At 42.5% G+C, this 13,451-nt stretch carries 4 protein-coding genes, 22 tRNA genes and 2 rRNA genes; 2 read left to right on the top strand and 26 right to left on the bottom strand.

Going from position 1 to position 13,451, the window contains the following annotated elements; genetic code table 11:
* Positions 1-19 precede the first annotated feature (19 nt).
* Positions 20-4,243 (top strand): S8 family serine peptidase, encoded by a 4,224-nt coding sequence (locus ACUXVC_RS24505; protein WP_098975995.1) that lies wholly within the window; start codon positions 20-22, stop codon positions 4,241-4,243.
* Positions 4,244-4,565: 322 nt separating this feature from the next.
* On the opposite strand, the gene ACUXVC_RS24510 is transcribed toward ACUXVC_RS24505, so the two are convergent.
* Together ACUXVC_RS24510 and ACUXVC_RS24515 are read right to left on the bottom strand one after the other, a co-directional pair.
* Complete coding sequence (locus ACUXVC_RS24510) at positions 4,566-5,510, bottom strand: L-lactate dehydrogenase (protein ID WP_000715346.1); 945 nt, start codon at positions 5,508-5,510, stop codon at positions 4,566-4,568.
* A 420-nt stretch (positions 5,511-5,930) separates the two neighbouring features.
* Positions 5,931-6,530 carry a TetR/AcrR family transcriptional regulator gene (locus ACUXVC_RS24515; protein ID WP_088025484.1) on the bottom strand — a complete coding sequence of 200 codons (600 nt, stop codon included), beginning with the start codon at positions 6,528-6,530 and terminating at the stop codon, positions 5,931-5,933.
* A 323-nt stretch (positions 6,531-6,853) separates the two neighbouring features.
* Here ACUXVC_RS24515 and ACUXVC_RS24520 point away from each other — a divergent pair, with 323 nt between their 5' ends.
* The gene (locus tag ACUXVC_RS24520; RefSeq protein ID WP_098127165.1) at positions 6,854-8,077 is read left to right on the top strand and encodes an MFS transporter; all 1,224 of its coding nucleotides are present in this window, start codon (positions 6,854-6,856) and stop codon (positions 8,075-8,077) included.
* Positions 8,078-8,223: 146 nt separating this feature from the next.
* On the opposite strand, the gene ACUXVC_RS24525 is transcribed toward ACUXVC_RS24520, so the two are convergent.
* From ACUXVC_RS24525 to ACUXVC_RS24640, 24 genes are all read right to left on the bottom strand, one after another.
* Positions 8,224-8,295 (bottom strand) — tRNA-Glu (locus ACUXVC_RS24525).
* Positions 8,296-8,301: 6 nt separating this feature from the next.
* A tRNA-Ser gene (locus tag ACUXVC_RS24530) sits at positions 8,302-8,392 on the bottom strand.
* A gap of 7 nt (positions 8,393-8,399) precedes the next feature.
* Positions 8,400-8,474, bottom strand: a tRNA-Asn gene (locus tag ACUXVC_RS24535).
* Between the two features lie 7 nt (positions 8,475-8,481).
* Positions 8,482-8,558 (bottom strand) — tRNA-Ile (locus tag ACUXVC_RS24540).
* A gap of 10 nt (positions 8,559-8,568) precedes the next feature.
* Positions 8,569-8,639: transfer RNA gene (locus ACUXVC_RS24545), tRNA-Gly, on the bottom strand.
* A gap of 13 nt (positions 8,640-8,652) precedes the next feature.
* Positions 8,653-8,728: transfer RNA gene (locus ACUXVC_RS24550), tRNA-Lys, on the bottom strand.
* A 10-nt stretch (positions 8,729-8,738) separates the two neighbouring features.
* Positions 8,739-8,814: transfer RNA gene (locus ACUXVC_RS24555), tRNA-Thr, on the bottom strand.
* A 14-nt stretch (positions 8,815-8,828) separates the two neighbouring features.
* A tRNA-Phe gene (locus tag ACUXVC_RS24560) sits at positions 8,829-8,904 on the bottom strand.
* A gap of 9 nt (positions 8,905-8,913) precedes the next feature.
* A tRNA-Asp gene (locus ACUXVC_RS24565) sits at positions 8,914-8,989 on the bottom strand.
* Between the two features lie 3 nt (positions 8,990-8,992).
* Positions 8,993-9,069 (bottom strand) — tRNA-Met (locus ACUXVC_RS24570).
* 28 nt (positions 9,070-9,097) lie between these two features.
* Positions 9,098-9,190 (bottom strand) — tRNA-Ser (locus ACUXVC_RS24575).
* Between the two features lie 17 nt (positions 9,191-9,207).
* Positions 9,208-9,284: transfer RNA gene (locus ACUXVC_RS24580), tRNA-Ile, on the bottom strand.
* Between the two features lie 4 nt (positions 9,285-9,288).
* Positions 9,289-9,365, bottom strand: a tRNA-Met gene (locus tag ACUXVC_RS24585).
* A gap of 20 nt (positions 9,366-9,385) precedes the next feature.
* Positions 9,386-9,458 (bottom strand) — tRNA-Ala (locus tag ACUXVC_RS24590).
* 15 nt (positions 9,459-9,473) lie between these two features.
* Positions 9,474-9,547 (bottom strand) — tRNA-Pro (locus ACUXVC_RS24595).
* Between the two features lie 10 nt (positions 9,548-9,557).
* Positions 9,558-9,631, bottom strand: a tRNA-Arg gene (locus tag ACUXVC_RS24600).
* A 3-nt stretch (positions 9,632-9,634) separates the two neighbouring features.
* Positions 9,635-9,723, bottom strand: a tRNA-Leu gene (locus ACUXVC_RS24605).
* Between the two features lie 16 nt (positions 9,724-9,739).
* Positions 9,740-9,814 (bottom strand) — tRNA-Gly (locus ACUXVC_RS24610).
* A gap of 29 nt (positions 9,815-9,843) precedes the next feature.
* Positions 9,844-9,924, bottom strand: a tRNA-Leu gene (locus ACUXVC_RS24615).
* Between the two features lie 14 nt (positions 9,925-9,938).
* A tRNA-Lys gene (locus ACUXVC_RS24620) sits at positions 9,939-10,014 on the bottom strand.
* Positions 10,015-10,027: 13 nt separating this feature from the next.
* Positions 10,028-10,103 (bottom strand) — tRNA-Thr (locus ACUXVC_RS24625).
* A gap of 4 nt (positions 10,104-10,107) precedes the next feature.
* A tRNA-Val gene (locus tag ACUXVC_RS24630) sits at positions 10,108-10,183 on the bottom strand.
* A gap of 4 nt (positions 10,184-10,187) precedes the next feature.
* Positions 10,188-10,303 (bottom strand): 5S ribosomal RNA (rrf, locus tag ACUXVC_RS24635).
* A 101-nt stretch (positions 10,304-10,404) separates the two neighbouring features.
* Positions 10,405-13,326 (bottom strand): 23S ribosomal RNA (locus tag ACUXVC_RS24640).
* Positions 13,327-13,451 lie beyond the last annotated feature (125 nt).

Here is a 13,451-nt window from a genome sequence, read left to right on the forward strand (position 1 = left end):
AATTACCGGAGGCCTATAAATGAAAAAGAAAAATCGTTTTGTTACCGGAATTGTAACAGCTGGCGTTTTGTTTTCAACTGCTATTCCGTTCAATGTACTTGCTGAAAGTCCTATTAACCAAATTGAAGCTTCAAATGCTCATTCTATATTATCTAAGCTTTCTAAAGAACAACGCCTAGCATTACAAACGGTAGATGCCAATCCTGGTTTTACAATTTCACCAGATATTAATACGAGTAGTTCTGAGCCTGTAAATATCATCGTAGAATTTCAAACTGCTCCAGTAAAGATTAATGAATTAAAACAAAAAGAAAAAGGATTACAGTCTGCTCCTGAAAATATAAAAGCACGTATTGATCAAGAACATGAAGAATTCGAAAAAGGACTAAAACGTCTTTATCAATTCAGCCCATCAGTAAAATCAGGAAACTTCCAGTCTGTACAAATTAAACGTTCTTATAAGCATGCGATAAATGGTGTTGCGATGACATTACCAGCAAATACAGTTGAAGAGTTGTTACGAATTGGTGTTGTAAAACGCATTTGGAAAGATTACGAAGTGAAATTAAATTTACCAAAACAAGCTGAGCAAAAAGCACCCCAAAAACTAACAGACAGCATCCCTCAAATCGGGGTAGATAAGTTACATAGTGAGGGTATTACCGGAAAAGGAATTAAAGTTGGTGTATTAGATACAGGTATTGATTACAATCACCCTGACTTAAAAGACGTATATAAAGGCTATCGCGCAAAACCTGGTGAGGACTCTAGCAAAGTAGATCCAAATTCAGTAAAGGGTTGGGACTTTATTAATAATGATGCAGATCCAATGGAAACTACTTATTCAGAATGGCAACAATCTGGTGCTCCTGAATTTGATAACCGTGGTTCTTCCTTCTACACAGCCCACGGCACTCACGTAGCAGGTATCGTTTCTGCTCAAAAGAAGAACCAATCTGATTCAGCAGTAAAAGGTGTTGCACCTGACATTGAACTGTATAACTATCGTGTACTCGGTCCATACGGAAGTGGAGATAGTTCAGGTATTATCGCTGCAATTGATAAATCTATTTCTGACGGTATGAACGTTATTAACTTATCGTTAGGTGATGATAGCAACAATCCTCTTGATCCAACATCTATCGCTGTTAATAACGCGATGCTTTCAGGCGTTGTTACAGTCGTTGCTGCTGGTAACTCTGGACCGAATCCATCAACACTCGGATCACCAGGTGCTTCGCCATTTGCTATTACGGTTGGAGCCAGTGATAGCTCTATTTCCTTACCGAAACTATCAGGTCATGCTGGACAATTACAATTCCCTAACCTAATTTTGTTCGGCAAAAACTTCACTGATAAAATAGAAGATTTCAAGGGACAAATTTTACCTATTGAATCTGTAGGAATCGGTACGCCTGACGAGTTTAGTAAAAAAGATGTGAAAGGAAAAATCGCTCTCGTTGCACGTGGTACAACCTCATTTGATGAAAAAATTGCTAACGCAAAACAAGCAGGTGCAAAGGCCGTTATTATTTATAACAACGTGGATGGAGAAATTCCTTTCTACGTTGGTGAAAGCACAAAATACATTCCAGCATTCCGCCTAACGAAAGAAGACGGTGAAAAACTAAAAGCTCAAATTGAACAAGGTAGCACATCCTTAACTTTCGATGAAATTAATTACATTCAAACAGAAGGCGATCATCTTGCAGACTTTAGCTCACGCGGTCCTGTTACAGCAAATGATGATATTAAGCCTGATATTACAGCGCCTGGTGTCGCTGTCCTTTCAACAGTTCCTGAATATATTAACGACCCGCAAGAGGGTGAAAACTACGCTGTTTCCTATGAGCGTATGCAAGGAACATCTATGGCTTCCCCTCATATTGCTGGCGTTGCTGCTCTAATTTTACAAGAACACCCAGACTACTCTCCGTTCGATGTAAAAGCGTCTCTTATGAACACAGCTGATGATTTAAAAGAAAAATATTCGGTGTATGAAGTTGGAGCTGGGCGAGTAGATGCTTACAACGCCGTTCGTACAGAAACAAGCTTTAAAGTATTAGATACGACACAAACTGTTGTAAATGATGAAGTAATTGAAGTGCCCGAAGAAACTGGATCTATTGCATTCGGTAAGTTTTATCAAAAAGACGGTGAAGCTCTTGAACAAAAACGAAATATAAAAGTAACTAATCATAATAAACAAGAGAAAAAAGAATTTAAAACAGAAATTTCTTATACACCAGCTTCGTCTACTATTAACGATGCTGTCGCAAACGGTGTAAAAATCTCTGCTCCAGAAACAATTACTCTTGATGCTGGCAAAGCAGGTGAAATTGAAGCAAAAATTAATGTTCCAGCCGGTGTAAAACAAGGCCGATATGAAGGATATATTCATATTACGAACACGAAAAATAAAGAAGAAACATATCAAATCCCATTCTCTATTCGTGTATCAGAGCCTGGTATTGAAAATGCAATACTATCAAGAAAAGCAATTTCAACTGATACATCTAAATTTAATCCATACGGTGAATCGTATGTTCACGGGGCATTCCAATTAAACAGCGAACTTGAAACGTTAGATCTTATCGTAAAAGATTCCAAAACAGATAAAGCTCTGGGCTTCATTGGGACATTAAACACAAGTGGACTAAAAACTGATGTGTATTACTACTTAGACTCATTCTTTAATGGAAAAGTGTATCCTTTTACAAATGATCCTGCAAAACCAATTGGTGATGAGAAAATCAACTTACCAGAAGGAGACTACACAATTGAGTTTGTCGGTTATGATAAGGCTGGGAAAGCACGTGTAAAAGGTGATTATGTTGTAATTGATAATACCCCACCAGAAGTGAAACTAACTGGATTAAAACCTGGTATTTACGAGTTAAATGAAGAAAATTATACAGTAGAAGATGGCAAAAAAGCACTATGGATTAAAGGAAATGTATACGATTCAAACGTTGACTACTTAAAAGGAAAAGGATTAAACATTACGCAAGAAGCGAATGGCGTTATGTACTATGACTATTCTCCATACTTGCATAAGTTTTTACCGATTAATGCAAATGGCGACTTTAAAGTTGGCATTACACCTGACTCCTTCAGAACGGAAGGTCCAATGAACACAGGCGTATATATTTTCGATTATGCAACTGCAGGAGCTGACTATCCAAGCGGTGTAAATAACTACTGGTTTATCCCACATGGTGCTCAATATGCGAAAGCTAGTTACGATAAAAAAGAATTATATAAAAATGACGAGTTCACAGTAACACTAAACGCAAAACACGTAAAACAATTTGTTGCTGGGCAATTTAATGTAAACTTCCTAGAGAAGAACTTCAAATTTGCAAATGCAAAATTTAATCCTGCTTTTGAAAAGCTACTTTCCGAAAAAGGAGTAACCGCAAAAGTAAATGAACCGAAACTAGAGGCAGGTTCGGTTACAGTTGGCGGCACTATCGATGACAAAAACTTTGCTGGATTAGATGGTGATTTCCCGTTCATTGATGTAACTTTCAAAGTAGAAAATGATGAATTTTATGAAGCAAACGCTCAATTAGAGTCACCAATTTTTGTTTACTGGAAACAAGGTGAATCAGAACCAAATAGAATGCGTGTACTTCAAGATCAAACATTCTCAGTTATGTCCTTAAATTCACTAGTAGAAGGAAATATTAAACCTGGTGCATTCTTAAATGAACGTGGATATTTAGATGAAAAGTTTGATTATGCAAAGCTTGGCGTAAAAGTATACGCAACTGATTCTTACCGTCATAAGTTTGAAGGTTCACTAGATAAATATGGGTACTTCAAACTAAATGGACTTCCAGTTAATAAACGCGACTATAACCTATATGTAGAAGTGCCAGGACATTTAACAAGCCGCCTAACAACGAAACTTGGTACTGAAAAAGACGGTAAGCTGCTTGGCCAATATTATTATGCAAGACCTGACGAAAACCTTGCCGGCGATGTAAATGCTGATAAAGTAATCGATATTAAAGATGCTGAAATTATCGCTAGCAACTATGGTAAAAAAGGACTAACTGTAAAAGACGGAGACCTTAATAAAGATGGGATTGTCGACGAAAAAGATATTCGCTTCGTTGAAAAGAACTTCTTGAAAAAAGGGCCAGATGCATCTAAATCACAAACACCTGTAGAAAAATCAAAAAGCGGTACACTGACAGATATTTTAAAGAAATTGGGATTAACGCCTAAAAAATGATAAAGTGAAACTTTAATCAGTGGGGGGTGTTCATCCCTCACTGATTATCAGCCCTCACCAATCGGGCTTTTACGGGCAGTTGATCACCAAACTAACTTCTTTGCTTTCGCTGCATTTTGAGGTGGGGATCTTACTGCCCGTTAATGCGGGATAATAAAGAGCACTCTACGTAAAGTAGAGTGCTCTTTTCTATAAACGACCCTTATCCAGCAAAAGGGGTATATTGGGGATATACAAGGGAAACCGGAAAAGGAATTTATATTAAATTATATAAGTTCAGAGGTAAGAAGCAGTTTCCCACCTCTGAATTATTTAGCAATTATTATAGTACTGGTGCCATTGTTTCTTTTAATACTTTTACAGAATGAGCGAATTTCGCTTTTTCATCTTCATTTAGCTCAAGTTCTACGATTTCACGTACACCTTCGCGGTTAATTACAGCTGGAACACCTACGTAAGCATCTTTCTCTCCGTATTGACCTTCAAGGTATGCAGATACAGTTAATACGCTGTTCTCGTTGTTTAAGATTGCTTTAGTTACACGAAGTAGTGACATACCGATTCCGTAGTAAGTTGCACCTTTACGCTCGATAATATGGTAAGCTGCATCACGTACGTTTTCGAAGATTTTATCTAAGTCTTCTTGATTGTACTGTTCGTTGTTAGCTAAGATTGTTTCTAGTTTTTGTACACCGATAGTAGCGTGGCTCCATACTGGAAGTTCAGTGTCACCGTGTTCACCAACGATGTAAGCATGAACGTTACGTGGATCTACATCTAAGTAGTCACCTAACATGTAACGGAAACGAGCAGAGTCTAAAGTAGTACCAGAACCGATTACGCGCTCTTTTGGTAAGCCAGATTCTTTCCAAGTTACGTAAGTTAAAATGTCAACTGGGTTAGTTGCGATTAAGAAGATTCCATCGAATCCACTATCCATAATACCGCGAACGATTTGTTTAAAGATCTTTGTATTTTTCTCAACTAAGTCTAAACGAGTTTCACCTGGCTTTTGTGGTAATCCAGCAGTGATAACTACTAAATCTGCATCTTTACAATCTGCATAGCTACCGCTCCAAACTTTTGTTGGTGATGGAGAGAATGGTACCGCATGGCTTAAGTCCATTGCTTCCCCTTCTGCTTTTGCTTCATTAACATCTACTAATACGAACTCTTCAGCTACACCTTGGTTGATCATTGAGTAAGCGTAACTACAACCTACAGCTCCTGTTCCTACTAATACTACACGATTGATACCTTTTTTCATGGTAATTTCCCCTCTCTATTGTTCACATCTATTTTTTATGATTGTTTAAGTAATTAATTAAAATACTAATTTAATGTTGTTTAACTTCTTTACATTCATATTGTAGCACGTATTATTGTGAATTACTTCACAAATTATGACCTATTTGTGAACTTTTTCACATAGAGTGTAAAGTTATTAGAATAGGTGTGGAATCAATTTCAATGGAGGCGTTTTCTTTAGATTGTGAATAAAAAGAATGTGATTTGATTATTCCCTATAACTAAATTCAATTTCTATAATCAAACTAACACATTATCTCCTTATACGCTGGACGTCAGTTGGCCTATATAGACTACGGTGACATAAATGAATTAGCATATACTTTACCACCTCCCTTTTAACTATTACCGTATATTAATAAAAAGATATTATTCAAAATCATGCATTCTTTTCTAATAATAAACCATTCAATATAAGTGATAGGCTATGCAAAGCTTTAGACAAATGTGCTTCTGCATCTTCAGAATTCGCAATCCAACAAGCAAGGTCCACTAGTCCACCATTTATGAATCTTGCTAAAGCTTCGCAGTCCGTCTTTTCAATAATACAGTCTTTCATTAATTGCTGAAGCATCTCCGCCATCGTCGTTAAACATTGCGAATGCGATGATTGATAATAACTATTTCCTAATACTGCTGGTGCATCACGAAGTACAATTCGCTGAATTTCTGGATTAAGTGCCATCGTTAAATACGCACGACAACGTCCAACAAACCCTTCCCATTTTCCTTCCGCTTCATCTGATACTTTCCCTAATTTATTATCCATTTCGATATCAATTTCTTTTACAACTGCTTCTAACAATCCTTTTTTATCACCAAAATGATGATAAATTGCACCACGTGTTAAACCGACAGATGCTGTAAAATCATCCATAGACGTATTTACATATCCAACTGTACCAAAGGCCTCTCTTGCTGCACTCAGCAATTTAGCACGTGTTTCAGTAATCATTTCTGCTCTCGTTTTTTTAATCATCTTTTCCTCCTACTTCTATTCATTCTCTTTATTCAAAATGAATTGCACTATAGTATCGTTCTCTATATAAAAGAATAACTCCTTTAAACATCGGCTCTCTATCCAGAGATAAAACATTTCAATTGACATACGCACCGTATGTTAATATGATATTGACATACGGTGCGTATGTCAATTATTTCTAGCTTACAAGATAATATAACTTCTTACCTATATCCTACATTGACTCACTGTCCCTTTTTATAGAAGGTATTAATGAAACAGAGGAGGATTTAAAAGAATGAAGAATGTATATGCAAACGTCAAATACTTTGGTGATTATTATGTTTAATTCCTACCGTGAGATTTTCAGTGCTCCTGGTACAAAAGGATTCTCTTTAGCAGGGTTTATAGCTCGGATGCCCATATCAATGATGGGCATTGGTATTGTTACAATGTTATCTCAGTTACGTGGTGACTATTGGCTTGCTGGAGCTGTTGCAGCCACCTTTACATTATCATCTGCTTTACTAGCTCCTCATATTTCTCGGATGGCCGATCAATTAGGGCAATCTCGCATACTTCTTCCGACTACAGGTATCAGTGTTTTCTTTACGATCCTCTTACTTCTATGTACGAAATATGAAGCTCCTTATTGGACGCTATTTCTATCCGCCTTATGTGCAGGTTGTATGCCAAATATGTCAGCTATGGTACGTGCACGTTGGACTAAACTATACCGTGGATCCCATAAATTGCATACAGCATTTTCCTTTGAATCGGTCGTCGACGAAATTTGCTTCATAATTGGTCCTGTATTATCTGTCAGTTTAAGTGTTATGTTCTTCCCAGAAGCAGGGCCACTTTTATCATCTGTTTTTCTTACAATTGGGGTATGCCTATTCATCCTACAAAAAAGCACAGAACCACCTGTACACCCTGGCGACATTACAAACAAAGGAACAGTATTTAAAATTGGTTCTTTGCGAGTACTAGTATTCACACTCATTGCTATAGGTACTATCTTTGGCACAATAGATGTCGTTAGTGTAGCTTTTGCTGAACATCAAGGAAACGCAGTAACTGCTAGCTTTGTACTTTCTGTCTATGCAATCGGTTCATGCCTGGCAGGCCTTATTTTCGGTACTCTTAAACTCAATGCTCCACCCTATAATCAATTTTTAATAGCAGTCACACTTTCCATGATAACAATGCTGCCACTATTTTTCGTAAATACTATTGCTTGGCTAATAGTTATTGTCTTCTTTGCAGGACTATCTGTCGCTCCTACTATGATTATTACTATGGGGCTTGTGGAAAGAATCGTACCTGAATCAAAAATAACAGAAGGAATGACTTGGGCAATTACAGGACTTGGAATTGGAGTCTCCCTAGGATCAGCGATAGCTGGTTTAGTTATTGATAATTTTGGAGCTCGAGCAGGATTTAGTGTGGCTATTATAGCAGGAGGCCTTGCCTTCACTATTGCACTTTTAGGATACAAAACTCTTCACTTCGCATATAATCATGCTGTTATTAAACAAGATGGACATTCAATAGAGAGTTAAAACATGTTCAAAAAATAGGATTATCTCTTCTTATGCATGAGAAAAGGTAATCCTATTTTAAACTTATTATTTATAATCTGTCATAGCTTCTTCTATATCTATACACAACAAAAAAGAGATAGCAGTTTATGCTATCTCTTTTAGTATGACCCGTACGGGATTCGAACCCGTGTTACCGCCGTGAAAGGGCGGTGTCTTAACCACTTGACCAACGGGCCAATTACTGGCAGAGAAGAAGGGATTCGAACCCTCGCACCGCGTTCGCGATCTACTCCCTTAGCAGGGGAGCCCCTTGAGCCACTTGGGTACTTCTCTATAAATATGGCTCCGCAGGTAGGACTCGAACCTACGACCGATCGGTTAACAGCCGATAGCTCTACCACTGAGCTACTGCGGAACAATTATGGTGGGCCTAAATGGACTCGAACCATCGACCTCACGCTTATCAGGCGTGCGCTCTAACCAGCTGAGCTATAGGCCCATAATTGAAAAGCGGGTGAAGAGAATCGAACTCTCGACCAGAGCTTGGAAGGCTCTTGTTTTACCACTAAACTACACCCGCATTAAATTGAAAATGGTGAGCCATGAAGGATTCGAACCTTCGACCCTCTGATTAAAAGTCAGATGCTCTACCAACTGAGCTAATGGCTCATTTTGAAAGTGGTGCCGGCTAGAGGACTTGAACCCCCAACCTACTGATTACAAGTCAGTTGCTCTACCAATTGAGCTAAGCCGGCTTGCGACTTCAAAATGGTGGCTCGGGACGGAATCGAACCGCCGACACGAGGATTTTCAGTCCTCTGCTCTACCGACTGAGCTACCGAGCCTTATTAAAATGGCGGTCCCGACCGGGGTCGAACCGGCGATCTCCTGCGTGACAGGCAGGCATGTTAACCACTACACCACGGGACCATTTGGTTGCGGGGACAGGATTTGAACCTGCGACCTTCGGGTTATGAGCCCGACGAGCTACCGTACTGCTCCACCCCGCGATGATATAATATGTAATTTAAGAAAAAATGGAGGAGGTAGAGGGATTCGAACCCCCGCGCGACTCTCGCCGCCTGTCGGTTTTCAAGACCGATCCCTTCAGCCGAACTTGGGTATACCTCCGAGATATAAACCTTTAGTGGTGGACCTTGTAGGACTCGAACCTACGACCGGACGGTTATGAGCCGTCTGCTCTAACCAGCTGAGCTAAAGGTCCTTTATGGTAGCGGCGGAGGGGATCGAACCCCCGACCTCACGGGTATGAACCGTACGCTCTAGCCAGCTGAGCTACACCGCCATAAATGATATTAAAATAAGTGGAGCCTAGCGGGATCGAACCGCTGACCTCCTGCGTGCAAGGCAGGCGCTCTCCCAGCTGAGCTAAGGCCCCATGTTTTTGGGAATATCGGGAAGACAGGATTTGAACCTGCGACCCCCTGGTCCCAAACCAGGTGCTCTACCAAGCTGAGCCACTTCCCGTTAATAAAAGCGCGCCCGAGAGGAGTCGAACCCCTAACCTCTTGATCCGTAGTCAAACGCTCTATCCAATTGAGCTACGGGCGCATATGGTGCCGAGGGCGGGGGTCGAACCCGCACGGTGGTCACCCACCGCAGGATTTTAAGTCCTGTGCGTCTGCCTGTTCCGCCACCCCGGCATGTCATATTGAAAATTGGAGCGGAAGACGGGATTCGAACCCGCGACCCCAACCTTGGCAAGGTTGTATTCTACCACTGAACTACTTCCGCAAGACATGTTTGAGATATTTTATTAAAAGTGCGGGTGAAGGGAGTCGAACCCCCACGCCAAAGGCGCTAGATCCTAAGTCTAGTGCGTCTGCCAATTCCGCCACACCCGCATATTTCATTAAAATGGTGAGCCATGAAGGATTCGAACCTTCGACCCTCTGATTAAAAGTCAGATGCTCTACCAACTGAGCTAATGGCTCTCAAAATTAAAACTGGTGCCGACTAGAGGACTTGAACCCCCAACCTACTGATTACAAGTCAGTTGCTCTACCAATTGAGCTAAGTCGGCTAAATGGTGGAGGATGACGGGATCGAACCGCCGACCCCCTGCTTGTAAGGCAGGTGCTCTCCCAGCTGAGCTAATCCTCCGTTTGCCTGGCAACGTCCTACTCTCACAGGGACAAGGTCCCAACTACCATCGGCGCTAGAGAGCTTAACTTCCGTGTTCGGTATGGGAACGGGTGTGACCTCTCTGCCATCATTACCAGACTGTATTCATTTAAGACAAGAATTATTGTAACTCATTTAACTTCTAAAGTCAACAAGTTTTTTATATTCTTTCAAAACTAGATAACATTGCTTCATATTATATGGTTAAGTCCTCGATCTATTAGTATTCGTCAGCTCCACATGTCACCATGCTTCCACCTCGAACCTATCAACCTGATCATCTTTCAGGGATCTTACTAGCTTACGCTATGGGAAATCTCATCTTGAGGGGGGCTTCATGCTTAGATGCTTTCAGCACTTATCCCTTCCGCACATAGCTACCCAGCTATGCCCTTGGCAGAACAACTGGTACACCAGCGGTGCGTCCATCCCGGTCCTCTCGTACTAAGGACAGCTCCTCTCAAATTTCCTACGCCCACGACGGATAGGGACCGAACTGTCTCACGACGTTCTGAACCCAGCTCGCGTACCGCTTTAATGGGCGAACAGCCCAACCCTTGGGACCGACTACAGCCCCAGGATGCGATGAGCCGACATCGAGGTGCCAAACCTCCCCGTCGATGTGGACTCTTGGGGGAGATAAGCCTGTTATCCCCGGGGTAGCTTTTATCCGTTGAGCGATGGCCCTTCCATGCGGAACCACCGGATCACTAAGCCCGACTTTCGTCCCTGCTCGACTTGTAGGTCTCGCAGTCAAGCTCCCTTATGCCTTTGCACTCTACGAATGATTTCCAACCATTCTGAGGGAACCTTTGGGCGCCTCCGTTACACTTTAGGAGGCGACCGCCCCAGTCAAACTGCCCACCTGACACTGTCTCCCGGGTCGATAAGACCCGTAGGTTAGAATTTCAATACAGTCAGGGCGGTATCCCACCAGCGCCTCCACCGAAGCTAGCGCTCCGGTTTCAATGGCTCCCGCCTATCCTGTACAAACTGTACCAAAATTCAATATCAGGCTACAGTAAAGCTCCACGGGGTCTTTCCGTCCTGTCGCGGGTAACCTGCATCTTCACAGGTACTATAATTTCACCGAGTCTCTGGTTGAGACAGTGCCCAAATCGTTACACCTTTCGTGCGGGTCGGAACTTACCCGACAAGGAATTTCGCTACCTTAGGACCGTTATAGTTACGGCCGCCGTTTACTGGGGCTTCAGTTCAGAGCTTCGCTTACGCTAACCCCTCTCCTTAACCTTCCAGCACCGGGCAGGTGTCACCCCCTATACTTCGCCTTACGGCTTCGCAGAGAGCTGTGTTTTTGCTAAACAGTCGCTTGGGCCTATTCACTGCGGCTTTCCGTTAAGAAAGCACCCCTTCTCCCGAAGTTACGGGGTCATTTTGCCGAGTTCCTTAACCAGAGTTCTCTCGCACACCTTAGGATTCTCTCCTCGCCTACCTGTGTCGGTTTGCGGTACAGGCACCTTTTATCTCGCTAGAAGCTTTTCTTGGCAGCGGGGAATCAAAGACTTCGCTCCATAAGGAGCTTCCCCATCACAGCTCAGCCTTCACGATAAGCGGATTTGCCTACTTATCAGCCTAACTGCTTGGACGTGCACAACCAATCGCACGCTTCTTCTATCCTTCTGCGTCCCTCCATTGCTCAAACGATAAAGAGGTGGTACAGGAATATCAACCTGTTGTCCATCGCCTACGCCTGTCGGCCTCGGCTTAGGTCCTGACTAACCCTGAGCGGACGAGCCTTCCTCAGGAAACCTTAGGCATTCGGTGGACGGGATTCTCACCCGTCTTTCGCTACTCATACCGGCATTCTCACTTCTAAGCGCTCCACCAGTCCTTCCGGTCTGACTTCACTGCACTTAGAACGCTCCCCTACCACTGATACCATTGGTATCAATTCGCAGCTTCGGTGGTGTATTTAGCCCCGGTACATTTTCGGCGCAGAGTCACTCGACTAGTGAGCTATTACGCACTCTTTAAATGGTGGCTGCTTCTAAGCCAACATCCTAGTTGTCTAAGCAACTCCACATCCTTTTCCACTTAATACACACTTTGGGACCTTAGCTGGCGATCTGGGCTGTTTCCCTCTTGACTACGGATCTTATCACTCGCAGTCTGACTCCTAAGGATAAGTCATTGGCATTCGGAGTTTGACTGAATTCGGTAATCCGATGAGGACCCCTAGTTCAATCAGTGCTCTACCTCCAAGACTCTTACACTTAAGGCTAGCCCTAAAGCTATTTCGGGGAGAACCAGCTATCTCCAGGTTCGATTGGAATTTCTCCGCTACCCACACCTCATCCCCGCACTTTTCAACGTGCGTGGGTTCGGGCCTCCATTCAGTGTTACCTGAACTTCACCCTGGACATGGGTAGATCACCTGGTTTCGGGTCTACGACCACGTACTAAACGCCCTATTCAGACTCGCTTTCGCTGCGGCTCCGCCTCTTCAGCTTAACCTTGCACGGGATCGTAACTCGCCGGTTCATTCTACAAAAGGCACGCCATCACCCATTAACGGGCTCTGACTATTTGTAGGCACACGGTTTCAGGATCTCTTTCACTCCCCTTCCGGGGTGCTTTTCACCTTTCCCTCACGGTACTGGTTCACTATCGATCACTAGGGAGTATTTAGCCTTGGGAGATGGTCCTCCCAGATTCCGACGGAATTTCACGTGTTCCGCCGTACTCAGGATACATTCAAGAGAGAACGAAGTTTCGACTACGGGGTTGTTACCCTCTACGACGGACCTTTCCAGGTCGCTTCGTCTACCTCGTTCCTTTGTAACTCCGTATAGAATGTCCTACAACCCCAAGAGGCAAGCCTCTTGGTTTGGGCTATGTTCCGTTTCGCTCGCCGCTACTCAGGAAATCGCATTTGCTTTCTCTTCCTCCAGGTACTTAGATGTTTCAGTTCCCTGGGTCTGTCTTCCATACCCTATGTATTCAGGTAAGGATACCATACCATTACGTATAGTGGGTTTCCCCATTCGGAAATCTTCGGATCAAAGCTTACTTACAGCTCCCCGAAGCATATCGGCGTTAGTCCCGTCCTTCATCGACTCCTAGTGTCAAGGCATCCACCGTGCGCCCTTTCTAACTTAACCAAACTAAAAATTAAAAAATATGAGCTACACTGTTATCTAGTTTTCAAAGAACATACATTTATATATGAGAGATAGTTCTCTCAAAACTGAACAAAACGAAACACGGAAACTTATATTGATGAACA

Source organism: Bacillus sp. N6 (assembly GCF_052805735.1).

What these genes read in the sequence shown, in the direction of transcription:
- ACUXVC_RS24505 (WP_098975995.1), top strand. Translation starts at nt 20, where the DNA reads ATGAAAAAGAAAAATCGTTTTGTTACCGGAATTGTAACAGCTGGCGTT.
- ACUXVC_RS24510 (WP_000715346.1), bottom strand. Translation starts at nt 5,510, where the DNA reads ATGAAAAAAGGTATCAATCGTGTAGTATTAGTAGGAACAGGAGCTGTA.
- ACUXVC_RS24515 (WP_088025484.1), bottom strand. Translation starts at nt 6,530, where the DNA reads ATGATTAAAAAAACGAGAGCAGAAATGATTACTGAAACACGTGCTAAA.
- ACUXVC_RS24520 (WP_098127165.1), top strand. Translation starts at nt 6,854, where the DNA reads ATGTTTAATTCCTACCGTGAGATTTTCAGTGCTCCTGGTACAAAAGGA.